The organism is Leisingera sp. SA32 (assembly GCF_056033425.1).
The window spans coordinates 254,237-278,117 of sequence record NZ_JBVYHB010000002.1; the positions used below are offsets into that span (position 1 = coordinate 254,237).

The window sequence follows — 23,881 nt, forward strand, 5'->3', positions numbered from 1 at the left end:
AAATCCCTCAAATCTGACCCCCTACTCCAACGGAGCCACCATGACTGAAGCGACCCGTGACCCCGGATTTTTCACCCAATCGCTGGCCGAGCGTGACCCTGAACTGCACGCCTCGATCACGGCAGAGCTGGGCCGCCAGCGCGACGAGATCGAGCTGATCGCCTCGGAGAACATCGTCTCTGCCGCGGTGATGGAAGCACAGGGCTCCGTGCTGACCAACAAGTATGCCGAAGGCTACCCGGGCCGTCGCTACTATGGCGGCTGCCAGTATGTGGACGTGGCCGAAAACCTCGCCATCGACCGCGCCAAGCAGCTGTTCGGCTGCGAGTTCGCCAACGTGCAGCCGAACTCCGGCAGCCAAGCAAACCAGGGCGTGTTCCAGGCGCTTATCCAGCCCGGCGACACCATCCTGGGCATGGACCTCGCCTCCGGTGGTCACCTGACCCACGGCGCCGCGCCGAACCAGTCCGGCAAATGGTTCAACGCGGTGCACTACGGCGTGCGCGAAAGCGACTGCCTGATCGACTATGACCAGATCCAAGCGCTGGCCAGCGAGCACCAGCCCAAGCTGATTATTGCAGGCGGCTCCGCCATCCCGCGCCAGATCGATTTTGCCCGCTTCCGTGAAATCGCGGACAGCGTCGGCGCCATCTTCATGGTCGACATGGCCCACATCGCCGGTCTGATCGCGGCCGGAGAGCACCCCTCGCCCTTCCCGCATGCGCATGTGGCCACCACCACCACCCACAAGACCCTGCGCGGCCCGCGCGGCGGCATGATCCTGACCAACGACGCGGCAATCGCCAAGAAGGTGAACTCGGCGATTTTCCCCGGCATCCAGGGCGGCCCGCTGATGCATGTCATCGCAGGCAAGGCGGCAGCCTTCGGCGAGGCGCTGAAGCCCGAGTTCAAGACCTACCAGAAGCAGGTGCGCGCCAATGCGGTGGCACTGGCCGACCAGCTGGTCAAGGGCGGTCTGGACATCGTCACCGGCGGCACCGACACCCATGTGATGCTGGTCGACCTGCGCCCCAAGGGCGTCACCGGCAACATCGCTGACAAGGCACTGGGTCGCGCCCATATCACCGCCAACAAGAACGGCATTCCGTTTGACCCGGAAAAGCCCACCGTGACGTCCGGTCTGCGCCTCGGCACCCCCGCTGGCACTACCCGCGGCTTTGGCGAGGACGAATTCCGCCAGATCGCCGACCTGATCATTGAGGTGATCGACGGGCTGGCCACCAACGGTGAAGACGGCAACGCCGAGGTCGAAGCCTCCGTGCGCGCCAAGGTGGCGGATCTCTGCGGTCGCTTCCCGCTGTATCCGAACCTGTAAACCGGTTTCCAGGATCAAAAGACAGATCCCGCCGCGGCCCCTGCAGCCGCGGCGGTTTTTTTGTCTGCCCCCCGTGACGCTCCCGCGCCCCGCGGTCGCCTAAAGGATTCGCCCCCATGGGCCTTGGGCCCTGCAGCGCCCCCTGTTGGGGGCACTGACCGCGTCGTGCCGCAAGCACGGCGCGCCGCCCAAGCGTCTTGGGCTGTCTGCGAGGCAGCCCTGATGCACGGGAGCAGCACGCCGCACAGCTTGGTGTTTTACAAAAGCAGGGTGAGTTGGTCTGAACGCTCCATGCGCAATGCACATTCGAACCGCACCCGCCGACTGGAGCGACACCTTGACGATTGGACGCGCGCGCGCCCGCAGTTGGCGGCTGCCGAATGCGTGATGTTCCCCCTGAAGCAGGGCTGGGCGGCGCTCTTTGATACGCCGCTGCTGGCAGGGTAATCGTCACCGGCTGGATCTGGCAGCCGGGCTGGGCGGTGGCCCGCTACGATGCGCTGCTGGTCTATGCGCTGACGGTGCGAGACATGTTTCTGGCCACCGGCGTGGAGAGCTGGCGCGAGGTGCGGGTCATCCTGTTGTTTCAGCTGACCGGAACCGCCATGGAGATCTTCAATGTCCAAGCGGGGAGTTGGGCCTATCCGGGCGATGGGCTGGTCAAACTGTCCGATGTGCCGCTGCCTCCGGTTTCATGTATGCCGCGGTCGCCTGTGCCGCGGCCGAGCCCCCTTGTGCTGTCTCGCCACCAAAGAAGATCCCGACCGAGCGCTGCTGAACGCCACCGCAGCACACGCCCGGGGCCGTGTACGCTCAGCGCAAACTCAGACCAGACCACGCCAACGCAGCACCACCACCAGAAGCGCTGCCACCACCAAAAGCGAAAACCCCATGCTGCCAAGGATACCCAACCACAGCCCCCGGCGCCGGTCGGCAAGGTCGATCTGTTCCAGATGCGCCCGCACCTCGCGTGCGGCACCGCGCAGCGGCTTTTCGTCGACGGTCAGTCGCAGCTTGGGATGCTCCAACAAGGGCAAGGCCGCGGCCAGTTTGCACCCTTGTCGGTAGATACGTCGCGGCAGGCGACGACGAGCCCGCTTCAACGCAGCCGCCAGATCGCCCGCGGCATGCTCGCGCTCCTTCAAAAGGGTACGGATCTCTTCAATGTCCTGTTCCAGGCTGGCGACCATTGCACGCTCCATCTGCTGCGGATTGGCGCTAGCCTACCCTGCGACCGTTGCGGTCTCAATGGGGCTGGCGCAACGCCGGACAGGCCGTTATCAAACACCCATGCTGAACACGATCACACATGGCCCCGCCACCGACAAACCCCCGCTGCTGATTGCCCACGGGCTCTATGGCTCCGCCCGCAACTGGGGCGTCATTGCCAAGCGTCTTTCGGATCAACGTCAGGTGGTTGCCGTGGACATGCGCAACCACGGGGACAGCCCGCGCATGGACAGCCACAGCTACCCCGAACTGGCCGCCGACCTGGCCCAGGTCATCGCCGCCCATGGCGGTCAGATGGATGTGATCGGCCATTCGATGGGCGGCAAGGCGGCGATGATGCTGGCGCTGAACCATCCGCAAACGGTGCGGCGGTTGCTGGTGGCCGACATCGCGCCGGTGGCCTATGGGCACACGCAGATCCACTACATCGAAGCGATGCGATCCGTCGACCTGGACAAGGTGCAGCGCCGCCCCGACGCCGCGGCTCAGCTGGCCGAGGCCGGAGTGGAACCCGCGCTGCAAAGCTTTTTCACCCAATCGCTGGACCTGACCAATCGGCGCTGGAAGCTGAACCTGGACGCTCTGGCGGATCAGATGCCCAACATCATGTCCTTCCCCGAAGCCACAGCCAGCTGGCCCGGACCGGCGCTGTTTCTGTCGGGCGCGAAATCCGACTACGTGCTGACCGAACACCGCCCGGCGATCCGCGCCCGATTCCCGGCAGCACGTTTTGCCAAACTGCCCGAGGCAGGCCATTGGCTGCACGCTGAAAAACCGCGCGAGTTCGAAGCGGCAGCGCGGGTGTTTCTCAGCGCCTAAGTGCGGCGCACATAGAGCCGACGCGCGACCATCCAGGCCAGCGGCAGCCCCAACAGCGCGCCGCTGCCTGCGGCCCCCACGATGGCCTCAACCGACAGACGTCCCGCCACCAAGACGGCGATCACCCCCGCCCCCGCCAGGCTGGGGCCAATCAGTGAATACAAAAGGGTTGCAAGTCGCAGCATCAGGTCGCTCCTCAGGTGGCTGGTGTCTTTCGCCTCCTGTGTGCCCCCAGCGACCTACCGCTGCTTTGATCCGGATCAGAATGCCGCGAACAATGGCAAGACCCCACCAGTCCCGCCCAGGCGTCAGCCCGGCGAGACAGCTTGCGCGAAATCAGCCTCAAGGAGAATTTCACTGAGCTCTGCAATCACACGATATCTAGGGGACACTTATGAATTCACTTGAACTGGGAAAGTCACTCAGCGGTTATCTGAACCGGCTGGCGGACAACGGCCTGCACATCGACATGGTCACCGATTTCGAGAAAATTCCCGAAATCGCAATGGAAACCGGACGCCTGTTCCAAATGCCGGGGTTTGCGATCGACCGCGCTGATCACACGGAAAACGCCGCTTTCTGGCTGTTTCTGAAACAGGGCGACAGCATCATCGGCGGCGCCGCCGCGATGTTGCAGGACCTGGGCCGCGAAAGCCTGGCGGATTACCTGATCCGCACCTCGCGGCATCAGTTTCCCAATGCAGCCGGGGGCGGCGTCGAACAGGTCGCAGCGCCGCTGGCCCGCGATTTCGGTGGACGTCTCGCCTATATCGGAGAGCTGGCATTCCAGCCCGGCCAGCGCGGCCGCAGGGCGGAGCGACTGGAACCGTTCATGCGGATCTTCCAGATCCTCACGATCCAGCAATGGGATGTCGACGGCATCTACGCCTTCATTCCGGATCGCCACATGCGCGCGCGTCTTGACCTGGTCTATGGTTTCAGCCGCGCCCTGCCACGGGCACAGACATGGCGCAAACCAGAGCCGGAGGTGCGCAGCAGCAGCGAATGGTTTGTCGGCTCCTCTCGGCTGGAGATGGAACACATGCTGAAAAGCGACTTAACCGCGCTTGATGTCCTGTGAGAAATTCACCACCTGCAATTTGCCATCCGGCAGGTAGACCGGCGCCAGCACGCGCCGGTACTGGCGGGTGAAGCGGCGGCCGTTCAACAGCTTAACGTCGATCGACGGATGGGTAATGACAGGTTCGCCGCGGCTGATGGCCTCACTGTGGGCCATCACCAGATCCGCGTTCAGACGGTCGCTGAACCCGTTCAACGTGTCGCGCAACTGGCCGCTGCTTGAGACCTCGAAACAGACCGAGGCAAGGCTGTGCGGCCCGGAGCGGATCGGCTGGATCCGGTTGTTTTCCGCCGAGGGCGGATTGAACATGTCCACATGCGGCTGGATCTGGTCGAACCCTTCCAGCCGACCGCTGTTGGCAAACCACCAGTCCAAGAAATCCTGAAGCGACACATCGCAGCCGCTGTACTGTCGCATGCGCGCGGCTGCCTGCATGCGGGCGTCCAGAATTGCAAAGGCCGCCGACTCCGCGACGTTTGCATCTGGGTCCGGCAGCACCGCCACTTTTGCAGTATCGGAGGCAAAGTAGCTGAACGAAACCCCAAGCCCACGCGCCAGCGCGTCCAGCATGCTCCAGCCGATCTCCCGCTCGTGCTTCAGGGCGCTGTTGAAGGTGCCATAGGGGATGCCACATTGCAGCGCGGCCTGCCGATTGGACAGGTTCCGGTCGCTCAGCAGAGCAATGATCCTTTGATGAATAAGCGCCATCTATCCAAGATCTTTCACATTGTGTGAAACATCTGACACAGACCGCATCAAACAGCAATATGTCGCTAGATCCACTGGCGCCGAGGCCACTCAGCGCTTGAGACGTGGCGCCCCGTTACGCCTTCGTTGCGCAGTGCGGCCAGGCCGGGCACAATGGCGCGCGCCTTGCAGGGGACGCTGGAATCACTCCCATGCAGCAGGCATTCGCACACGGAATACAGGATCAGGAAGTATGAAAGCAGAGCGGCTTGAGAACGGTCTTATCCGGCTATCTGGCCCCATTTGGAAGGACGAGTTCTCCGAAGACCGTTTGAAGCCTTGGATAACTTGGTACGAAAAGATGTACGAGGACCATGGCCATCATACCTACAAGACGGCCGCTGACGCACTCAAAGCGCTGGACAAGTAGCCCATCGCCATTCGACAAAGGGCGGCGTTGGCTCGCCCCGTGCAAATCGACCCCTCCAGTTCCTGCCCTGTCGCCGTCTACGGGGCAGACACTGGCTGCGCTGCGCCAGACGGAAGAGCCGCCATCCGAAAGTCGATCCGAAAGCCGGGCCCGCGCGACCGAGCGGCGGACCACACCGCTATCCAAGTGCGCCGCAGGCGGATTTACTGAGCGCCAGGCCTGACATTTTTCAACATTCGCCGGAGCGGTCATTTTCTGGCCTCATTTCCAAGCCACACTCTGAGCCAACTGCCCGCATCGAACAGCGGCGAGTATTTATCTCCGGCCTTGTTTCGCGTCAGAAAGGAGCGGCGCGGTCGGCAACGCAAGGAGGACGCGCGTGCTGTCTCTATCGGAAAGCCTTGAAAGCTCCGTTGACGCCCAGAATAAGCTCGTGCGCGCAGACCTTCCTTCGCGGTTTGCGTCGATCACACTCGTCTCCTTGCTGTCGCTCTATTACTTGCCGCTGCAAACGATCGGGATCGTTTACTTCGCTTATGTGCTGGTCGAAATAGTGGGCCTTTTTGTGTACAGGTCGCTGGCACGGAAGGTCACCATAGCGGGTATAGTCCTTTTCTTGCTCTCAGCGTTTGCTGGCGTTTGGGTCTTCAACTCGATCCCCTTGCTTCTCTTCCATCAGGCGGAGCCATTCCCAAAGCTGGTTGGCGCAATGCTGCTTATCATCGCGCTCAATCACTCTGTGGTCGCACGCACTGCCTGGATGCTCTTCGGGCTCCTTACCGCGGTCCCCATCATTTGTGCCACCGGTTACATGGTCCTCAGCTTTCTCAGGACCTTTGCAAGCCCGACCGAGAATGTCATCGCCGCCGTGATCCTGATCCTCGGAGCATCCTACGTGGCCCATAGCATGTGGGCCCTCAACCAGCTGACCAGCCAACTGCGCACAGCTTTACGGGATGCAAAGGCCGGCAGCCGCGCCAAGAGCCGCTTTCTTGCCGCCATGAGCCACGAAATCCGAACCCCTCTGAACGCCATATGCGGGATGTCGGAACTCATCGATGAAGACGGGGCTGACCCTGAAACTTTGCGAGAACGCACCTCGTTGCTGCGCAAGTCTGCTCAGGCGTTAACTGGTATCCTGGACGATGTCCTGGATCACGCCAAAGTGGAAGCCGGGCAATTTGAGCTCAGCCTCGCGGCGGCCGCGCCCCGGCTCGAGATCGTAAGCGCCGTCGAGATGTTTCGGGCCTCTGCCGATGAAAAAGGGCTGAGACTGGATGTCAGCATCGGACAGGGGTTGCCGGCCTATGCCGAGTTTGACGCGTTGCGCTTGCGCCAGGTGATTGGAAATCTTCTCTCCAATGCGATCAAATACACCGAGGCCGGGCACGTGTCTGTGGTGGTAAACAGCGAACAGAATGGCGACCAATCGGTGCTCAGGGTCGACGTTTCCGACACTGGGCGCGGCATGACGGCCGAGCAGGTTTCGCACTTGTTCACGGACTTCTACCGCGTTGAGGACAAGAACGCCCCAAGCGTTCCAGGCACCGGACTTGGCCTCGCGATTGCCCGTCGGTTTGCGCAGATGATGGACGGCGATATTACCGTTCATTCCGACCCGGCGACAGGAAGCTGCTTCACGTTCACCTGTCAGCTGCGCGTTTTGGAAGCATCCGAGATCCAATCAGAACCGTCCCAAACAGACGTTCAGGATTTCGCTGGCGACGGTCTGGACCTGGGCGTTCGCTCAATTCTGCTGGTGGACGACACCAGGTCCAACCGGATGGTGGTCAGCGCTTTTCTCAAGAACGGCGATTTCGAGATCATTGAAGCCACCAACGGCGCCGAAGCCTTGGCGTGTCTTGAGGAGCGGCACGTGGATCTCGTTCTGCTCGACATGAAAATGCCTGTGATGGATGGCCGTGAGACTCTGACCCAAATGGCCCTGCGGGGCGGCCGGATTGGCGCGACGCCGGTCATCATGTTGACGGCCAACGCAGCGCCCGAGGACCGAGCCAGGTATCTCGCCCTCGGCGCCGCGGGATACATCGCCAAGCCGGTGAAGAAATCCGTTCTGCTGTCCGAGATTCGCAAAGTCGCCGTAGGCGGGACGACCCGGGCGGCCTGATGGGGCGCCCCAATATCTTTTCACGCACCTCAGGTTGTATACAGGCGGGTCAGGACGGGCCCAGCCCCTCACCCCTAGGGTGAACGAGCCCGGACCGGTGAAAACCATTGCCTCAGCGCAGCAAGTCCTGCGGTGACGCGTCAAACAGCCCCCCTCGTCCAGCTGCGTTTGGGTGCCGCCATGTGCAACCGCCAGGCTACACACGGCGCCGCGCAGTTGACCTTGTGGTCTGCCGCCTCTGCGCCTCGGTTGGCTCTCTCGCTGAGACCTATCTGCTCCGCCGCACAGCCATCGTTAATCTAAAATTTACCTTTTTTCTTCAATATTTTCTTTAAATTTTCAGAAAATACCCCGATACTTTCGTCAAGAAAGCACAGCAGGCGGTCGACCCCTAAATGCAATCGACAGAAATCACCTTCGACGATCTACACAGGACCGGGGGCCTGTTCACCGAGCTTATGCGGGCTCGGTATCACCACTTCATCGAAGCTAGGGGCTGGGATTTACCGAATGCCCGAGGGCTCGAATTCGATCAGTATGATACCCCGCAAAGCGTCTACTGCGCGATCCACGATGGGTTGAACGTGCATGGTGGCTTCCGGGTGACACCCACAACCGCACGCTGTTTTAACGCAAGCTACATGCTGCGGGATGCACAGCTGGGATTATTGCCGGACCTGCCGTCCGACATCCTCGATGCCCCCGCTCCGCAGGAACCGAGGATTTGGGAGGTCAGCAGGGTTTTTGTTGATGATTCGTTGAGCAGCCGCGACCGAATGCGTGTCCGGCGGGAATTGGGCCTGAACTTTGCACGCCTCTCGCAGGAGCGGGATATCGACAGTTTCCTGTGTCTCACGTCCGTGACCGCCGCGCTGCTGACGCGCCGAGCCGGTTTGACCATGACCCAACGAGGCCCACGTTTTGAAGTTGGCGGCGAGACCTGCCAAGCCTATCAGATCACGGTGAATGCCACGCGTCTTCACACCCAGGCTTCCAGTCTGGTGGACAGCACGGCACCCTTGCGGGCAAGTCGTTAGCAGGGTTGCACAACCAGCGACAGGCCTGCCCTGCGGGTCAAACGCGTCCAGGAAAAACGTGAAGGGCCCAGAGGTCTGCCGCTTCTTCGCACACTGACGGGTCGCGTCCGGGGCATCTCTATTGGTTCTCACAGTGCGTCTTGGCTAGTGAATATGACGCGCACTTTGCATGAAACACGTGCTCGCTCAAACAATGCGCGTGTCTTTGAGAGACGGATGACCAGTCGCCGAGGTGGTGCGGACCGCGCCGGCCGGGGTGGAACAACACAACTGGCGGCCTATGCAGGGAAGTTCATGGGCCGAATAATACGCTTCCCCAACACGGATACTGCTTTGCGCAGCCGGTGGCATTTCTGGATGGTTGCAACACGGCCGGGGCCGACCGGCCGCCCCTTCCGGCCGGTCCGGACCCTGGGATGACGGCGGCCCGCGCCCGGCCCTCGCCGCCGCTGAGGCCTTAGGTCCACAAGGCCGCGGCACGGGGCGGGTCGGAAATTCCTTGAGCCGGACCGGAACGGCCCCGTCCGAATGTCCCCAAACGGGGATAGTGCCGCCTCCGCCGCATCGCCAAAATGGGGATCTCACGATTTCTTGAGCGGCCCGCTACCGGGCCGCCGCTCCTGCGTCAGCGAGGACCATGTGCATGTCCGAAGAACAATCCATTGTCGCCCAGTGGAACGAGGTGATGCTTGAGGCGATCCGTGCCGGGGACGCCAAGCCTACCGCCACAACCTACGAACTCTATCTGGTCTCGGCCGCGGTGTATGATGCCTGGGCCGCCTATGACAGCGCCGCCTATGGCCAGTACAGCGCCATTTCGCGCCCGGCGGAGGAACACACCGAGACCAACAAGGCCGAAGCGGTGAGCTATGCAGCCTACCGCATGCTGAGCACTCTGTTCCCGGACCGGACGGAAAATTTCGCCGATTTCATGGAGGAGCTGGGCTATGATCCGGCGCAGACCGCAACCGATCCCGCCACCGCCGCCGGACTGGGAAACCGGGCGGCCGCCGATGTGCTCGCGGCCCGGGATGGCGACGGGTCGAACCGCGAGGGTGGCTGGGCCGACACCACGGGCTTTGTGCCGGTGAACAGCCCCGACGACAGCGCTCCGGGTGGCGCCGGCGGGCCGGAATTTGACCCCAACCAATGGCAGCCCCTTCGGGTGCCGAACGGGACGCTGACCGACGCGGATGGCGTGCCGGTCTATGACAACGGCGATCCCTCCACTTATGCTGATCAGACCGCGCTGACCCCGCATTGGGGGGGCGTTACCCCCTTTGCGCTGCGCTCGGGGGATCAGTTCCGACCGCCGCCGCCGCCGCAGCTGGGGGATCATGGCCTCTACACCGACAGCCTGGGCAGGGTGACCACCGGCGACCAGGCCTGGCGGGACCAGATCGCGCAGGTGCTGGAGATGAGCGCCGCGCTCAGCACCGAGCAGAAGGTGATCGCGGAATACTGGGCGGACGGACCGCGCACGGAATCGCCGCCGGGCCACTGGAACCAGATTGCCCAGGACATCGCCCTGCGCGAAGGTCACGGTCTCGACGAGGATGCAAAGCTGTTCTTTGCGCTCAATGCGGCGCTGTTTGATGCCGGCATCGCCACCTGGGAGGCAAAGTACCACTACAACTACATCCGTCCGCAATCGGCCATCCGCCACCTTTACATGGATCAGGAGATCGAGGCCTGGGGCGGGCCGAACCGGGGCACGGTCACCATGCCGGGGCAGGACTGGCAGCCCTACCAGAATGTCACCTTCGTGACCCCGCCCTTCCCCGAGTTCGTCTCGGGCCATTCCACCTTTTCTGTGGCGGCGGCGCAGACCATCGCCAGTTTCGTCGGCTCGGACCGCTTCTATGACGGCAGCAGCTACGGCAACTACGATCTGGACGGCGTCGCCGGGACCGACCTGATCGGCCAGTATGTGGCCACCAGCCTGTCCTTCGAGGAGTTCGGCAGCGGCGAAAACCCGGTTGTGCTGCAATGGGCGACGCTGACCGAGGCCGCGGCGGAGGCCGGGGAAAGCAGGCTGTACGGCGGCATCCACATCATGGACGGCAACCTGCGGGGCCAGGATATGGGCGAGGAGATTGCCGACCAGGCCGAGTCGCGCTGGCTGGCGCTGTTCAGCCGGGCCGGCGATGACCGGCTTACCGCCACCGCTGAGGGCGGGCTGCTGGTGGCCGGGCCCGGCGATGACGTGGTGCGGGGACGCGCAGGCGCGGATCTGGTCGAAGGGGGCGCCGGCGCGGACCGGCTGCGCGGCGCCCGGGGCGAGGACACGCTGGCCGGCGGCAGCGGCCACGACACGCTGCAGGGCGGCGGCGGTGCAGATGTCCTGCGCGGCGGCAAGGGCCGCGACACGCTGATCGGCGGCCGCGGTGATGACCGGCTGAACGGCCGTCGCGGCGAGGATACGCTGGAGGGGGGCGCCGGCGCGGACCGTTTCGTCCACAGCGGCCCGCCGGAGCAGGGACCGGACTGGATCCGGGACTTCAGTTCGGTGGAAGGAGATGAGCTGGTCTTTGGCGGCGCAGAGGCGGCGCAAGAGGATTTCGAGCTGGTCTTCGCCCATGCCGAAGGGTCGGCGGGCGATGAGACGGTAGCCGAGGCCTTTGTGTTTCATCGCCCCAGCGCAGAGCTGCTCTGGACCCTGGTGGACGGGGCCGATGCGGCGCAGATCAGCCTGCGGGCTGCCGCCACGGGCGAAACCTTCGACTTGCTCGGCTAGCCGGGGGGGGGGCGGCTGTTTCCGCCCGGTGCGCCGCGGCACAACGGATAAGCGGGCCCGCAAAGAGGTCCTTGGCAATAAGACCAGCTGAAGCCAGCCCGCCCTGCGACAGAGCCGGATCAGTTCGTGGGGTGGTGCCACATCGTCGTCGGTCTTGGTGACATTCCTGCTTTGCGCAGCCGGTGACATTTCGGGATGGTCGCAACACGCCATTAGAAAGGCCGGCGCTCTTCTCTCCGCCTCAAGGCGTCGTCAGGAAATCAGTAAGCTGGTCAATGGTCGCTTCGTCTGTGCGCCCATTCGTGACGCAGGCGCGCAGTACCGGTTTTCCCTCAAACATTGCCTTGGAAATCCAGAACCGCCCATCCGCGTGAACCGCATCAATATATTGCTGCACGGAGTCGTGCCCTTCCGGCGGAACCATGCAACTCACTCCAATGAGAGACCCGTTTGCCTGCGACCACCCCGCCTTCTTCAAGTTTTCCGTGAACCTATCGGTCAGTCGAATTGAGCGTTTTACATGATCCGCGTAGCCGTCCCATCCGGCGGCGCCAAGGGCGAGGAACAAGCGCAACCCCACGAAGCGGCGTGACCACTGATTGGAATTCACGTAGAAATCCTTGGCTGCCTCGCTTTCTGGCATGTAGCTTGCCGAGATCCGGAAAACCTGTGCCGGTATGTCAGGGCGAGAGGTCAGGAACATGCCAGCACCCATCGTGGTGGCAAACCATTTATGCGCGTCGATCGTGATCGAATCCGCCTGTTCGATGCCATCCAATACTGACTGCCCTGCCGTACAGGCAATCATCGCGCCACCCCAAGCCGCGTCAACGTGAAACCACAGGCCATGCGCTTGCGCCAGAGCGCTACACCCTTTGAGAGGATCAATCATCCCGGCATTTGTGGTGCCAGCCGTGGCCACGATCAGGACCGGGACACACCCGCTTCCCAAATCCTCATCAATGGCGGTCGCCAGGCAACCAGCGTCCATCTGCCCATTGCCGTCTGTTGCGATCAATCGAATGGCGTTACGCCCGATTCCTGCTGAATGCGCGATCTTCAACCAAGCAAGGTGGCTTTCCTTGGAGACGTAAACCGTAGGCTGTCCGCCGAACTCATAGATGCCTCTGTCGCTGTATTCTGGACATTTGGCCTGCAACGCAGATAAAACAGCTGTCGAATTGGCCTCGGCACCACCACTGGTAAAATGCCCTCCGGACCCCTCTGGAAGCCCGGCACGCCGGGCCATTTCCTTGATGACATGCCGTTCGATTTCAACGGCGGCAGGTGCGTGGGAATACACGCAGATTTGAGGATTGAACGCCGATGCGATCCGGTCTGCACATTCTGCGGCAAACGTAGGTGCCGGATTAAACAGGCCGAGGTACCCCGGATGTGTCATCTGCACACTGCCGGTATCGAGTGCGTCGATTACCCATTCCATCAGGGGTTCGAGGTCTTCCGCCTGTTCAAACCGTTTCGCTTTCAACTCTCCCAACCAACCAGGCGTTAACTCAGCCGAGGTCGCATTGCGCGTGGCGTAGTCGCGGCGCACCCTGCTCAAACGTTCTGTCAAGGCGTTCTCGGCGTCCGTCAGTTTATCAAAATTCGGGAAGAGTGCGTCGCGTCCATGCATCGGAAATTCCTGTTTTTGCTTGGTGTGAAATTACCTGTGCGGAATAGTTGCATCGACCCGAAACATGCGTTTTTTCAGCGCAATTTTGCCAAGGCCCCGAACCCGAACCGGATCAATGACGGCTTTGTGCGCATCTCTGCAAAATGTTCGACGTCCAGCATCAGTCAATATGGGCTCAGAGCTGACATGCGTCTCTGCAACAGAAGTTCCGTAGTCTCGGAGCAGCTTGGCTGACCACCAGATGACTGCCCCAAGCCCAAACGCGACACTTGTACTAAGCGCAGCGCGCACTTCGCCGCAGGCGCGAAATTCCGGGGCCGCCTTCCCGAAAGCATGCGTAATTGGGCGGACCCTGAACTGAGGTCGAGCTCCCGATAGGATCACAATAGATCTGTGAACATGGGAGATTTCGAATGGAGTATTTCGCGGGCTTGGACGTTTCGCTGCGGTCCTGCGCGGTCTGTGTTGTCGATGGCAAAGGCACGGTTCTGCACGAACAAGAACTGCCTTGTGAGATTGAGGAGATCTCCGGCTATCTGACTGCGCTTCGTTTTCCGATTGAGCGTGTTGGCTTTGAAGCCGGTACGATGTGTCAGCACCTGTACTACGGCTTGATGGCTGAAGGGTTTGAAGTTGTCTGTATGGAAGCGCGTCAGGTGAGCGCCGCACTATCGGCGATGCGCAACAAGACGGATCGGAACGATGCTCGGGGAATTGCTCAAGTCCTGCGCACGGGGTGGTTCAGCCCCGTTCATATGAAGAGCCGGGAGGCGCACGGCATTCGGGCGCTTCTGAGCACACGGAAAGCTCTGCTGAGCAAGACCATTGATCTGGCCAACGAAGTGCGCGGTCTTCTGAAGATCTTCGGTATCCGCCTGCCCAAAACAGTGCAGCAAGGCAGCTTTGACGATATGGTCCGGCCAATTGTCGAGATGGATGAGGTGTTGGCCCATGCCTTGCTGCCGCTGCTTGATGCCCGGTTGGTGCTGCACCAACACTTCCTGGAACTGGACCGGAGGGTCAAACGCGCGGCCCGCCAGGATGAGGTCTGCCTGCGCCTGATGACGGCCCCCGGCGTGGGCCCGGTTACAGCATTGACCTTCAAGGCTGCGGTTGATGACCCCGCGCGTTTCAAACGATCTCGCACCGTGGCCGCTCACTTTGGTTTGACGCCCCGAAGATACCAGTCCGGTGAACAAGATAATCCCGGTCGAATATCCAAGGCCGGGGATCGAGACGTGAGGGCGACACTTTGCGCCGCCGCCAACTCCTTGCTGGTACGAACCAAGGCGGGCTCTCAGATCAAATCATGGGGAATGCGGTTGATGCGCGCCAAGGGGCGCCGCCGCGCTGTCGTGGCTGTCGCCCGCAAACTGGCCGTTCTGCTCCATCGCATGTGGGTAGATGGCGCCGAGTTCCGTTCAGGGACGGTGGAGGGCATGGCATGACCTAATAGCCCAATACCAAAACTGAACGGGATCGTCCTCACCGGACGAGGTTCGTGGAAGAAGCCGAAAGTGTCTGCTGCGCAACGAGAAGCGCGTCCGAAAGCGAGGCTCTCCACAACCAATCCGACACATGCGTGCAGCGATGCCTCACCCGGCATCACCCAGACTGCGAAGAGAAGCGTGACCCGGATGAGCGACAATGATCCCGTACAAGGAGGGAAAACGAGCTTGACCCAAACGCCCAATTAGAGAAGCGGACCTTCAGTGAGGCGATGCGGCATCTTTTGATGCTGCGGCGTGCAGCGGCGTCAGCGAAGCGCAGGAAGTGCCCTTTGCAAAGTTCGCGAACCTATCCACGGCGCTTCGAACGTGGCGCACCAGTCTCGGACCCAAGGCCGAGAAATACGTGCTGCACGGTCTTCGCAAGCTCGCGATCATCCGCCTTGCCGAGGCCGGGTGCAGCGATGCCGAGATCCAGGCGGTGACAAACCAGAGCGCCGAAATGGTCGCCTACCACCGCGCACGCGCAAGCCTCAAGGCCCCGTCCCGCTCTGCCCAGCTGGGCCGAAAATAACCTGGACCAGAACAGGAACGAAACTCGACTGCGTGAGTAGCGCAGGTCGCACAAATTCCCCAAACCGACGTGGGAGCAATTTTCTTTAAAATCAATGGTGCGGACGGCGGGACTCGAACCCGCACGGCCATAAGGCCAGGAGATTTTAAGTCTCCGGTGTCTACCATTCCACCACGTCCGCGGGGTGGCGCCGGACGGCTGTGCCACGATGCTTGGTCTAGCCTTGCGGAACGGTGGCGACAATCTCTTTTCGCCTGAACCAGGCGCATTTTTCGCGACTGTGACGATGGTTGCGCCCGACCTGCGACGAAGCTGCGCCGGGGCCGCGGGGGGGCGCCTCACAAAGGTGCCAGCGCCTCATCCTCCTTGACCGCCTGCATCGCCACATAGGTGGAGGTCGAGGCCACATGCGGCAAGGCAGAGATCTTTTCGCCCAGCACCGCGCGGTAATCGCTCATCGAGCGGGTGCGCACCTTCAGCAGGTAATCGAAATGCGAGGCCATCAGATGCGCTTGTTCCACCTCCGGCAGCCGGGTCACGGCGGCGTTGAACTTGGCCAGCGCGGCCTCGCGGGTGTCGGTCAGCTTCACCTCGACAAAGGCGACGTGATCCAGCCCCAGCCGGATCGGATCCACCAGCGCCCGGTAGCCAGTGATGATGCCCTCCGTCTCCAACCGTTTCAGCCGTGTCTGGGTCGGCGTCTTGGACAGGCCGATCCGGCGCGCAAGATCGGCAATGGAAATGCGCCCATCGGTGCTCAGCTCGTTCAGAATCGCAATGTCGTAACGGTCCAAGTCTGAAAAGTTCATTTGCACTCCATTTACCCCCAATAGTTCCCGCACGAACCGTGATTACTTGATTTTTGGGCGATTGTCCTGCCAATTTGCAGATAGAACTCACGAAAGACCTGCACCTTTGTGGAGTTTCCGCACATGACTGCCAACACATCTCTGCGCCACCGAATTGACGCTGGCACCTATGTTGACCACACCGCCATCCGCGACCAGCTGGTGGCACAGGCCGCGCTGAGCGAAGACGACCGCGCCCGCATCAGCGCCCGCGCTGCGGCGCTGGTGCGCGACATCCGCGGCCATTCCGCCCCCGGCCTGATGGAGGTTTTCCTCGCTGAATACGGCCTGTCCACCGAGGAAGGCGTGGCACTGATGTGCCTGGCCGAGGCGCTTCTGCGGGTGCCGGATGCCGACACCATCGACGCGCTGATCGAAGACAAGATCGCGCCGTCCGACTGGGGCAAACACCTGGGCAAATCCACCTCCTCGCTGGTCAATGCCTCGACCTGGGCCTTGATGCTGACCGGCAAGGTGCTGGATGAGGAGCGCAGCCCCATTGGCGCACTGCGCGGCGCCATCAAACGTCTGGGCGAGCCGGTGATCCGTACCGCCGTCAGCCGCGCGATGAAGGAAATGGGGCGCCAGTTCGTGCTGGGCGAGAGCATCGAAAGCGCGATGAACCGCGCCGCCGGCATGGAGGCCAAGGGCTATACCTATTCCTACGACATGCTGGGCGAGGCGGCGCGCACCGAAGCGGACGCCGCCCGTTATCACCTGTCGTATTCCAAGGCGATCTCGGCCATTGCCGCCGCCTGCCACAGTGATGACATCCGCAAGAACCCCGGCATCTCCGTCAAGCTGTCAGCGCTGCATCCACGCTATGAGTTGGCGCAGGATGCCAGCGTGATGGAACATCTGGTGCCGCGTCTGAAGGCGCTGGCGCTGCTGGCCAAGGCCGCCAAGATGGGGCTTAACGTCGACGCCGAGGAAGCCGACCGCCTGTCCCTGTCGCTGGAGGTAATCGAGGCTGTGGTCTCGGATCCTGCGCTGGCGGGCTGGGACGGTTTTGGCGTGGTGGTGCAGGCCTACGGCCCCCGCACCGGGTTGGCGCTGGACGCGCTGCACGAGATGGCCGAAAAATACGACCGCCGCTTCATGGTGCGGCTGGTGAAAGGCGCCTACTGGGACACCGAGATCAAGCTGGCCCAGGTCGAAGGTGTCGACGGCTTCCCGGTCTTCACCTCCAAGGCGCTGACCGATGTCTCCTATATCTCCAACGCGCGCAAACTGCTGGGGATGACCGATCGGATCTACCCGCAGTTTGCCACCCACAACGCCCATACAGTTGCTGCAATCCTTCACATGTCTGAAGGCATCGACAAGCAGCTGTTCGAGTTCCAGCGCCTGCATGGCATGGGGGAAACGCTGCACCAGATGGTGCTGGAGCAGAACAAGACCAACTGCCGGATCTACGCGCCCGTCGGTGCCCATCGCGACCTGCTGGCCTATCTGGTGCGCCGCCTGCTGGAAAACGGGGCCAACTCCTCCTTCGTGAACCAGATCGTGGATGAGAACGTCCCGCCCGAGGTGGTCGCAGCCGATCCCTTTGCCGAAATCGGCGACATCAGCCGAAAGATCCCCACCGGCCCCGAGCTTTATGCGCCGGAACGCCCGAACTCCAAAGGGTTCGACCTTGGTCACGCCCCGACGCTGGCCCGGATCGAAGAGGCGCGCGCGCCCTGGCGCGACCATCACTGGCAGGCGGCCCCGCTGCTGAACGGCGAGGCGCAGCCAGAACCGGCCAAGGATGTCACCAGCCCATCCGACCTCAGCGTTGTGGGCAGCGTCAGGCAGTGCAGCAAGGCCGACATCGATCTTGCGCTCAGCGCCGCCGCACCCTGGGACGCCCCAGCCGAGGAACGGGCCGCCGTGCTGAACCGCGCGGCCGACCTCTATGAGGAAAACTTCGGCGAGCTGTTTGCCATCCTGGCGCGCGAGGCGGGCAAGACCATTCCCGATGCGGTAGCCGAACTGCGCGAGGCCGTGGACTTTCTGCGCTATTATGCGGCCCGCATTCCCGCGGCGCCGCCTGCGGGCATCTTCTCCTGCATCTCGCCCTGGAACTTCCCGCTGGCGATCTTCACCGGCCAGGTGGCGGCCGCACTGGCCGCGGGCAACGCTGTGCTGGCCAAGCCGGCTGACCAGACTCCGCTGATCGCCCATCGCGCCGTGCAGCTGATGCACGAGGCCGGGGTGCCGCGCGCCGCGATGCAGCTGGTGCCGGGCCGTGGCAGCGTGGTGGGCGCCGCCATCACCTCGGACCCGCGCGTGGCCGGCGTTGCCTTTACAGGCTCGACCGCCACTGCGATGCGCATCCGTCGCGCCATGGCCGAACACCTGAAACCCGGCGCGCCGCTGATTGCGGAAACCGGCGGGCTGAACGCGATGATCGTCGACAGCACCGCCTTGCCGGAGCAGACCGTGCAGGCGGTGATCGAGAGCGCCTTCCAGTCAGCTGGCCAGCGCTGCTCGGCGCTGCGCTGCCTGTATTTGCAGGACGACATTGCCGACACCGTGCTGAACATGCTGAAGGGCGCGATGGACTGCCTGCATCTGGACGATCCCTGGCATCTGTCCACCGACAGCGGCCCGGTGATCGACGAAACGGCGCGCAAAGGCATTCTGGCCCATATCGACACGGCCCGCGCCGAAGGCCGCGTGTTGAAGGAGCTGCGCGCACCGCAGGGGGGCACCTTCGTCGCCCCGACGCTGATCGAAATTCCCGGCATCAGCGCCCTCGAGGAAGAAATCTTCGGCCCGGTCCTGCATGTGGCGCGGTTCAAGTCCCGAGACCTGGACAAGGTGATTTCCGACATCAATGCAACCGGTTACGGGTTGACCTTCGGGTTGCACACCCGCATCGACGACCGCGTCCAGCATGTCTGCGACCGCGTACACGCTGGCAATATCTATGTGAACCGCAACCAGATCGGTGCGATTGTCGGCAGCCAGCCCTTTGGCGGCGAAGGTCTATCGGGCACCGGCCCAAAGGCAGGCGGCCCGCTGTACCTCAGCCGGTTCTGCGCGCCGGACCGACAGCAGACAGACGCCCGCTGGGACAGCACGGTCTCCGACCTGCCGCCCGCCAGTGGCACCCCTGCACAGCCGGTGACCACTACGCTGCCCGGCCCGACCGGTGAATCCAACCGCCTGACCGTCTCTGCCCGCCCGCCGCTGCTGTGCATGGGTCCAGGGGCGCAGGCGGCCGCCGAACAGGCCCGCGCAGTCATCAGCCTCGGCGGCACCGCGATCGAGGCCCAGGGCATGCTGGAGCTGGACAAGCTGGAAACCGTGCCGGGCATAGCCGGCGTTCTGTGGTGGGGCGACGAGGCCACCGCCCGCCAGATCGAACAGCGGCTGGCACAGCGCGACGGTCCGATCATCCCGCTGATCCCCGGCACGCCCGACCACGCCCGCGTGCTGGCAGAACGCCATGTCTGTGTCGACACCACCGCCTCGGGCGGCAATGCCGACCTGCTCGGCGGCATGGCCTAAGCTGCGTCGCATAAGCGCTTGACGCTGGGCCACATTCGGCCCAGCGTTCCCCCATGTTTCCGTTGCGCGACCACAACCCCTCCGGCCGGACGCCCTATGTCGTCTACCTGCTGATGGCGGTGAATATCCTGGCCCATGTCTACTACTCGGCCAGCTATGCCAGCCCGCGCGCGCTGGCTTATTTCTATGACGCCTACGCGATCGTGCCTGCCGAAATCAGCCACGGTTACGCGTTGGGGACATTGTTTACCTCAATGTTCATCCATGGCGGCTTGATGCATCTGGGCGGCAACATGCTGTTCCTGTGGATCTTTGGCGACAATCTCGAGGATGAGATGGGCCACCTGCCCTTTTTGCTTTTCTATCTGGCCAGCGGCATCGGGGCCGGGGTGATCCATGTGATCTCTGCCCCTGGCTCTATGGTTCCCACGGTGGGTGCATCGGGGGCCATTGCCGGGGTGATGGGCGGCTATTTGCTGATGTTCCCGCGCGCACGGGTCGACATCCTGCTGGTGCTGGTGGTCTATTTCCGCATCTTTACCATTCCTGCCTTCGTGATGCTGGGCGTGTGGCTCGCGATGCAGTTCCTGGGCGGGCTCAACGCCGATCCCAACCTGGGCGGCGTCGCCTATTGGGCCCACGCAGGTGGGTTCGCCGCCGGGCTGGTGCTGTGCCTGCCCCTGTGGCTGCGCCGTGGCGGTCCGGCGTTCTGGAACAGGACCCACGGGCTGCCGCCCCACCCTGAAGCCAGGGACCGATACGCCCCCAGCCGCGTCCCCAAGCTGCCGCGCAAGCCGCGCAATCCAGGGCCTTGGGGCAAATAAAGGATCATGCAATGCCGCGACTGAAAGCCAGCTGCCACTGCGGCGCCGTTGAAATAGAGGCGACGTTTCCCCAGGGGCTCGCTTCAGCCGCGCGCTGCGATTGTTCGTTTTGCCTGCGGCGCGGGGCGGCGGCGGTCACCGCCATCACCGCCAGTCTCAAGGTGGTGAAAGGCGCTGAGAACCTCAGCCGTTACACCTGGGGCAGCCATACGGCGAAGCACTACTTCTGCAAGACCTGCGGCATCTACACCCACCACCAGCGCCGCTCGGATCCGCGCGAATGCGGCGTCAATCTCGGCTGTATCGACGGCGGCAATCCGCGAACCCACCCAGAGACATATGGCGAGATCCCTTGGAACGACGGTGTCAACCATCCGGCGGACCAGTAGCCTATTCCGGGCGGCCCGCCAGGGGGGCGACCCTGAACGGGTCAATCGCGCACAAAAAACGCGACCCGAAGGCCGCGTTTGATCTCGCAGAATAATCTCGGCCAGTTCAGCCGCGGATCACCTTGGCGAAACTCTCAAAGATCGGCTCATTCGAGCAGACAACCGAGCCGCTGTCGATGATTCCAGCATCTGCATCAATCGCTTCGGCCAGCCCGCCGGCTTCCTGAACGATGATGATGCCCGCGGCCAGATCCCACGCATTCAGGCGGCGCTCCCAGAAGCCCTCGTAGCGGCCCGCGGCCACATAGGCCATGTCCAGCGCGGCAGAGCCCCAGCGGCGGATACCCGCACAGGCAGGCGCCAGACGCGCCAGATCCTGCAACGTCAGCGGCAGATCGGCCCGGCCACCAAACGGCACGCCAGTTGCAAAGATGGACTCGATCATCCGGTGACGGCCCGACACCCGGATGCGGGTGTCGTTCATCCAGGCGCCAGCGCCCTTCTCGGCAAAGAACATCTCGTCCTTGGCCGCGTCATAAACCACCCCAGCGACAATCTTGCCCTTGTGCTCCAGCGCGATGGAGATCGCCCAATGCGGCAACCCGTGCAGGAAGTTGGTGGTGCCGTCCAGCGGGTCGACGATCCAGCGTCGGGTCGGATCCTCGCCCTCTTCCTCGCCGCCCTCTTCGGCAATCCAGCCATAGGTCGGACGGGCGTTGCGCAGCTCTTCCTTCAGGATTTTCTCGGCGGCAATGTCGGCCTTGGACACAAAGTCGCCCGCACCCTTCATCGATACCTGCAGGTTTTCGACCTCGCGGAAGTCTTTTACCAGAGAGCGGCCTGCCTTGCGGGCGGCCTTGATCATCACGTTGAGGTTTGCACTGCCAATCATGTCGGTTCGGTCCTGTCAGGTCGGGTCGGGTCGCGGAGATGCCGGGTCAAAGCGTGCCTATACGCGCCCTGCCCCCGCTTGCCAAGGGGCTTTGCAGCAAAGCAGCGAACCGGCTGTGGTATCGTTACCCACAGCAAAGCGGTTGAAATCACCGCCCGACATTCCCAATGTCTCACCGACACTACAAAGGAAGATCCCCAATGTCCGATCAGATGCAGCGTATCGTGCTGGCCAGCCGCCCCGAAGGCCAGGCCAGCGAAGAGAATTTCCGCCTCGAAACCCGTGACCTGCCACAGCCCGGCGACGGCGAAGTGCTTGTCAAGGTTCACTATATGTCGCTGGACCCCTATATGCGCGGGCGCATGAACGCAGGCAAATCCTATGCTCCGCCAGTCGAGATCGGCGAAACCATGACAGCGGCGGGCGTCGGCGAGGTGATCGCCTCGGGCAGCGACAGCCTGCACCCCGGTGACTTTGTGCTGGGCATGTTCGGCTGGGCCAGCCACGGGGTAGCACGCGCCGAGGAGGTCCGCAAACTGGACCCGGATATGGCACCGATCACCACCGCGCTTGGCGTTCTGGGCATGCCGGGGTTTACCGCCTGGCATGGCTTGCAGGCCTATGGTCGCCCGCAGGCGGGCGAAACCCTGGTGGTTGCCGCGGCGACCGGGCCGGTCGGCTCTATGGTGGGGCAGTTGGCCAAACAGGCCGGGCTGCGCGTGGTCGGCGTCGCGGGTGGCGACGAAAAATGCAAGTTGGCGGTCGATACCTTCGGCTTCGACGCCTGTCTTGACCACCGCGCCTATGCGGACGCCGCCGCGCTGAGCGAGGCGCTCGCCGCCGAATGCCCGGACGGCATCGACATCTACTACGAAAACGTCGGCGGCAAGGTGCTGGAAGCGGTTCTGCCCAACATGAACAGCTTTGGCCGCATCCCCGTCTGCGGCATGATCGCCTGGTACAACGGCGCCGAGACCGGCCTGACCGCGCCGGCGGTCTGGCGCGACGTGCTGACCAAATTCCTGTCGGTGAACGGCTTTATCATCTTCAACCACTACGACCGCTACCCGGAGTTCCTCAAGGAGGTCGCGCCTCTGGTTGCCTCCGGCGAGATCAAATACCTGGAAGACACGGCCCAAGGACTGGAAAACGCGCCAGCGGCCTTCCTGTCAATGATGCAGGGCGGCAATACCGGCAAGCAGATCGTCAAACTGGTCTGAACCGCGCGCCGACCTCGGCCGGATTGCGCAACCGCGCGGAGCGGGCACAGGCGCCGGAACGGCGCCCGGCCGCTCCGCGCCTCCCTGCCTGCGGCACCTATCGGTGCTGCAGCTTGCGCGCTTCGACCTTGGCGAGGCGGATCAGCTCCTGCATGAAAGGCTTTTCCCGGTCCTCGCGGCGGATCGCGGCATAGAGCCGCCGGGTGATGCCATCCTTGGTCAGTGGCCGCGTCACGTAGTCGGAGGAGTATTTCACCTCCCGCACCACCCAGTCCGGCAACACCGACACGCCGCGATTCGACGCCACCAGCAGCAGGATCACCGCCGTCAGCTCCACCTGGCGGATCGAGGCCGGCTCAACCCCCGCGGGCAGCAGCAACTGGCTGAACACATCCAGCCGCGATTTCTCCACCGGATATGTAATCAGCGCCTGACCGCGGAAATCCTCCGCCTCGACATATGGTTTTGCCGCCAGCGGATGCTGCGCCGAGGCAACAAAGACAGGATTGTAATCAAACAGCTCGATGAACTCGACCCCGGCGATGTCCTCGGGATCGGAGGAAACCACCAGATCCACCTCCTCCTTTTGCAGCGCCGGAAGCGCGTCAAAGGCAAGGCCGGGCCGGATGTCCACATCCACGTCGCCCCAATTCTTGCGGAACCCCTCCAGCACCGGGAACAGCCATTCGAAACAGGCGTGGCACTCGATGGCGATGTGCATGCGCCCGGTATGCCCATCCCGCAAGGAGGAAAATTCCGCTTGTGCGGCCTCCAGTTGCGGCAGAACCTGCTCTGCCAACCGGAGCAGCCGCTGACCTGCGGGAGACAGCTTCATCGGCTTGGACCGGCGGATGAACAGCTCGACGCCGGCCTGTTCCTCCAACCCCTTCACCTGGTGGCTCAGCGCACTTTGCGTGATGTTCAGCTGGTCCGCTGCGCGGGCCAGCCCGCCGGCTTCATGGATGGCCTTGATGGTGCGCAGGTGACGAAATTCGATGTGCATCCTGTGGTGTCGCTCATGTTGTTCTTGAGAATTATGAAATTGTCTCACAATGCTGCACATGCAA

The 23,881-nt window shown here is 62.9% G+C and carries 20 protein-coding genes, 1 tRNA gene and 1 pseudogene; 14 read left to right on the forward strand and 8 right to left on the reverse strand.

Annotated features, from left to right (window positions below; genetic code table 11):
• Nucleotides 1-40: 40 nt before the first annotated feature.
• The 3 genes and pseudogenes from glyA to AC0IPL_RS03850 form a co-directional block, all read left to right on the forward strand.
• A complete protein-coding gene (gene glyA / locus AC0IPL_RS03840) occupies nt 41-1,336 on the forward strand; it encodes a serine hydroxymethyltransferase (protein WP_474272306.1) in 1,296 nt (431 codons plus the stop codon).
• Between the two features lie 291 nt (nt 1,337-1,627).
• Nucleotides 1,628-1,783 carry a hypothetical protein gene (locus tag AC0IPL_RS03845; RefSeq protein WP_474272307.1) on the forward strand — a complete coding sequence of 52 codons (156 nt, stop codon included), beginning with the start codon at nt 1,628-1,630 and terminating at the stop codon, nt 1,781-1,783.
• Between the two features lie 35 nt (nt 1,784-1,818).
• Nucleotides 1,819-1,959 (forward strand): annotated as a pseudogene (locus AC0IPL_RS03850) (DUF817 family protein); the annotation flags it as partial.
• 201 nt (nt 1,960-2,160) lie between these two features.
• On the opposite strand, the gene AC0IPL_RS03855 reads toward AC0IPL_RS03850, so the two are convergent.
• Nucleotides 2,161-2,526 (reverse strand): hypothetical protein, encoded by a 366-nt coding sequence (locus tag AC0IPL_RS03855; RefSeq protein ID WP_474272308.1) that lies wholly within the window; start codon nt 2,524-2,526, stop codon nt 2,161-2,163.
• Between the two features lie 100 nt (nt 2,527-2,626).
• On the opposite strand from AC0IPL_RS03855, the gene AC0IPL_RS03860 reads away from it, so the two are divergent.
• Nucleotides 2,627-3,385 (forward strand): alpha/beta fold hydrolase, encoded by a 759-nt coding sequence (locus AC0IPL_RS03860; RefSeq protein WP_474272309.1) that lies wholly within the window; start codon nt 2,627-2,629, stop codon nt 3,383-3,385.
• Here the strand turns inward: AC0IPL_RS03860 and AC0IPL_RS03865 are convergent.
• Nucleotides 3,382-3,570, reverse strand: coding sequence for a hypothetical protein (locus AC0IPL_RS03865; RefSeq protein ID WP_474272310.1), 189 nt, complete (start codon nt 3,568-3,570; stop codon nt 3,382-3,384). The two genes, AC0IPL_RS03860 and AC0IPL_RS03865, sit on opposite strands and share 4 nt — an antisense overlap.
• Nucleotides 3,571-3,779: 209 nt before the next feature.
• Between AC0IPL_RS03865 and AC0IPL_RS03870 the strand changes: the two genes are divergently transcribed.
• The gene (locus AC0IPL_RS03870) at nt 3,780-4,466 is read left to right on the forward strand and encodes a hypothetical protein (RefSeq protein WP_474272311.1); all 687 of its coding nucleotides are present in this window, start codon (nt 3,780-3,782) and stop codon (nt 4,464-4,466) included.
• Here the strand turns inward: AC0IPL_RS03870 and AC0IPL_RS03875 are convergent.
• Complete coding sequence (locus tag AC0IPL_RS03875) at nt 4,443-5,174, reverse strand: helix-turn-helix domain-containing protein (RefSeq protein ID WP_474272312.1); 732 nt, start codon at nt 5,172-5,174, stop codon at nt 4,443-4,445. The two genes, AC0IPL_RS03870 and AC0IPL_RS03875, sit on opposite strands and share 24 nt — an antisense overlap.
• A 788-nt stretch (nt 5,175-5,962) precedes the next feature.
• Between AC0IPL_RS03875 and AC0IPL_RS03880 the strand changes: the two genes are divergently transcribed.
• From AC0IPL_RS03880 to AC0IPL_RS03890, 3 genes are all read left to right on the forward strand, one after another.
• On the forward strand, nt 5,963-7,711 hold the full coding sequence (locus AC0IPL_RS03880) for an ATP-binding protein (protein ID WP_474272313.1): 1,749 nt from the start codon (nt 5,963-5,965) through the stop codon (nt 7,709-7,711).
• A 395-nt stretch (nt 7,712-8,106) separates the two neighbouring features.
• Nucleotides 8,107-8,748 (forward strand): acyl-homoserine-lactone synthase, encoded by a 642-nt coding sequence (locus AC0IPL_RS03885; protein ID WP_474272315.1) that lies wholly within the window; start codon nt 8,107-8,109, stop codon nt 8,746-8,748.
• Nucleotides 8,749-9,391: 643 nt separating this feature from the next.
• Entirely contained in the window at nt 9,392-11,485 is a 2,094-nt protein-coding gene (locus tag AC0IPL_RS03890) for a DUF6851 domain-containing protein (RefSeq protein ID WP_474272317.1), read from the forward strand.
• 241 nt (nt 11,486-11,726) lie between these two features.
• Here AC0IPL_RS03890 and AC0IPL_RS03895 read toward each other — a convergent pair whose 3' ends face one another.
• Entirely contained in the window at nt 11,727-13,121 is a 1,395-nt protein-coding gene (locus AC0IPL_RS03895; RefSeq protein WP_474272318.1) for a pyridoxal phosphate-dependent decarboxylase family protein, read from the reverse strand.
• A 413-nt stretch (nt 13,122-13,534) separates the two neighbouring features.
• Between AC0IPL_RS03895 and AC0IPL_RS03900 the strand changes: the two genes are divergently transcribed.
• Both AC0IPL_RS03900 and AC0IPL_RS03905 read left to right on the forward strand, forming a co-directional pair.
• The gene (locus AC0IPL_RS03900; protein WP_474272319.1) at nt 13,535-14,569 is read left to right on the forward strand and encodes an IS110 family RNA-guided transposase; all 1,035 of its coding nucleotides are present in this window, start codon (nt 13,535-13,537) and stop codon (nt 14,567-14,569) included.
• Between the two features lie 325 nt (nt 14,570-14,894).
• Nucleotides 14,895-15,143 (forward strand): hypothetical protein, encoded by a 249-nt coding sequence (locus AC0IPL_RS03905; protein ID WP_474272320.1) that lies wholly within the window; start codon nt 14,895-14,897, stop codon nt 15,141-15,143.
• 95 nt (nt 15,144-15,238) lie between these two features.
• Here AC0IPL_RS03905 and AC0IPL_RS03910 read toward each other — a convergent pair.
• Both AC0IPL_RS03910 and AC0IPL_RS03915 read right to left on the reverse strand, forming a co-directional pair.
• Nucleotides 15,239-15,324: transfer RNA gene (locus AC0IPL_RS03910), tRNA-Leu, on the reverse strand.
• Nucleotides 15,325-15,481: 157 nt separating this feature from the next.
• Nucleotides 15,482-15,952 (reverse strand): Lrp/AsnC family transcriptional regulator, encoded by a 471-nt coding sequence (locus AC0IPL_RS03915; protein WP_474272321.1) that lies wholly within the window; start codon nt 15,950-15,952, stop codon nt 15,482-15,484.
• 123 nt (nt 15,953-16,075) lie between these two features.
• Here AC0IPL_RS03915 and putA point away from each other — a divergent pair, with 123 nt between their 5' ends.
• Genes putA through AC0IPL_RS03930 form a run of 3 tightly spaced genes read left to right on the forward strand, consistent with a single transcriptional unit; the run spans nt 16,076 to nt 20,702 of the window.
• On the forward strand, nt 16,076-19,489 hold the full coding sequence (putA, locus tag AC0IPL_RS03920; protein ID WP_474272323.1) for a bifunctional proline dehydrogenase/L-glutamate gamma-semialdehyde dehydrogenase PutA: 3,414 nt from the start codon (nt 16,076-16,078) through the stop codon (nt 19,487-19,489).
• A gap of 53 nt (nt 19,490-19,542) precedes the next feature.
• A complete protein-coding gene (locus AC0IPL_RS03925; protein ID WP_474272324.1) occupies nt 19,543-20,313 on the forward strand; it encodes a rhomboid family intramembrane serine protease in 771 nt (256 codons plus the stop codon).
• A gap of 11 nt (nt 20,314-20,324) precedes the next feature.
• Nucleotides 20,325-20,702 carry a GFA family protein gene (locus AC0IPL_RS03930; protein WP_474272325.1) on the forward strand — a complete coding sequence of 126 codons (378 nt, stop codon included), beginning with the start codon at nt 20,325-20,327 and terminating at the stop codon, nt 20,700-20,702.
• Nucleotides 20,703-20,808: 106 nt separating this feature from the next.
• On the opposite strand, the gene AC0IPL_RS03935 is transcribed toward AC0IPL_RS03930, so the two are convergent.
• Nucleotides 20,809-21,594 carry an inositol monophosphatase family protein gene (locus AC0IPL_RS03935; RefSeq protein ID WP_474272326.1) on the reverse strand — a complete coding sequence of 262 codons (786 nt, stop codon included), beginning with the start codon at nt 21,592-21,594 and terminating at the stop codon, nt 20,809-20,811.
• A gap of 200 nt (nt 21,595-21,794) precedes the next feature.
• On the opposite strand from AC0IPL_RS03935, the gene AC0IPL_RS03940 reads away from it, so the two are divergent.
• Complete coding sequence (locus AC0IPL_RS03940) at nt 21,795-22,814, forward strand: NADP-dependent oxidoreductase (protein ID WP_474272327.1); 1,020 nt, start codon at nt 21,795-21,797, stop codon at nt 22,812-22,814.
• A gap of 97 nt (nt 22,815-22,911) precedes the next feature.
• Here AC0IPL_RS03940 and AC0IPL_RS03945 read toward each other — a convergent pair whose 3' ends face one another.
• On the reverse strand, nt 22,912-23,817 hold the full coding sequence (locus tag AC0IPL_RS03945) for a LysR family transcriptional regulator (protein ID WP_474272328.1): 906 nt from the start codon (nt 23,815-23,817) through the stop codon (nt 22,912-22,914).
• Between the last annotated feature and the right edge of the window lie 64 nt (nt 23,818-23,881).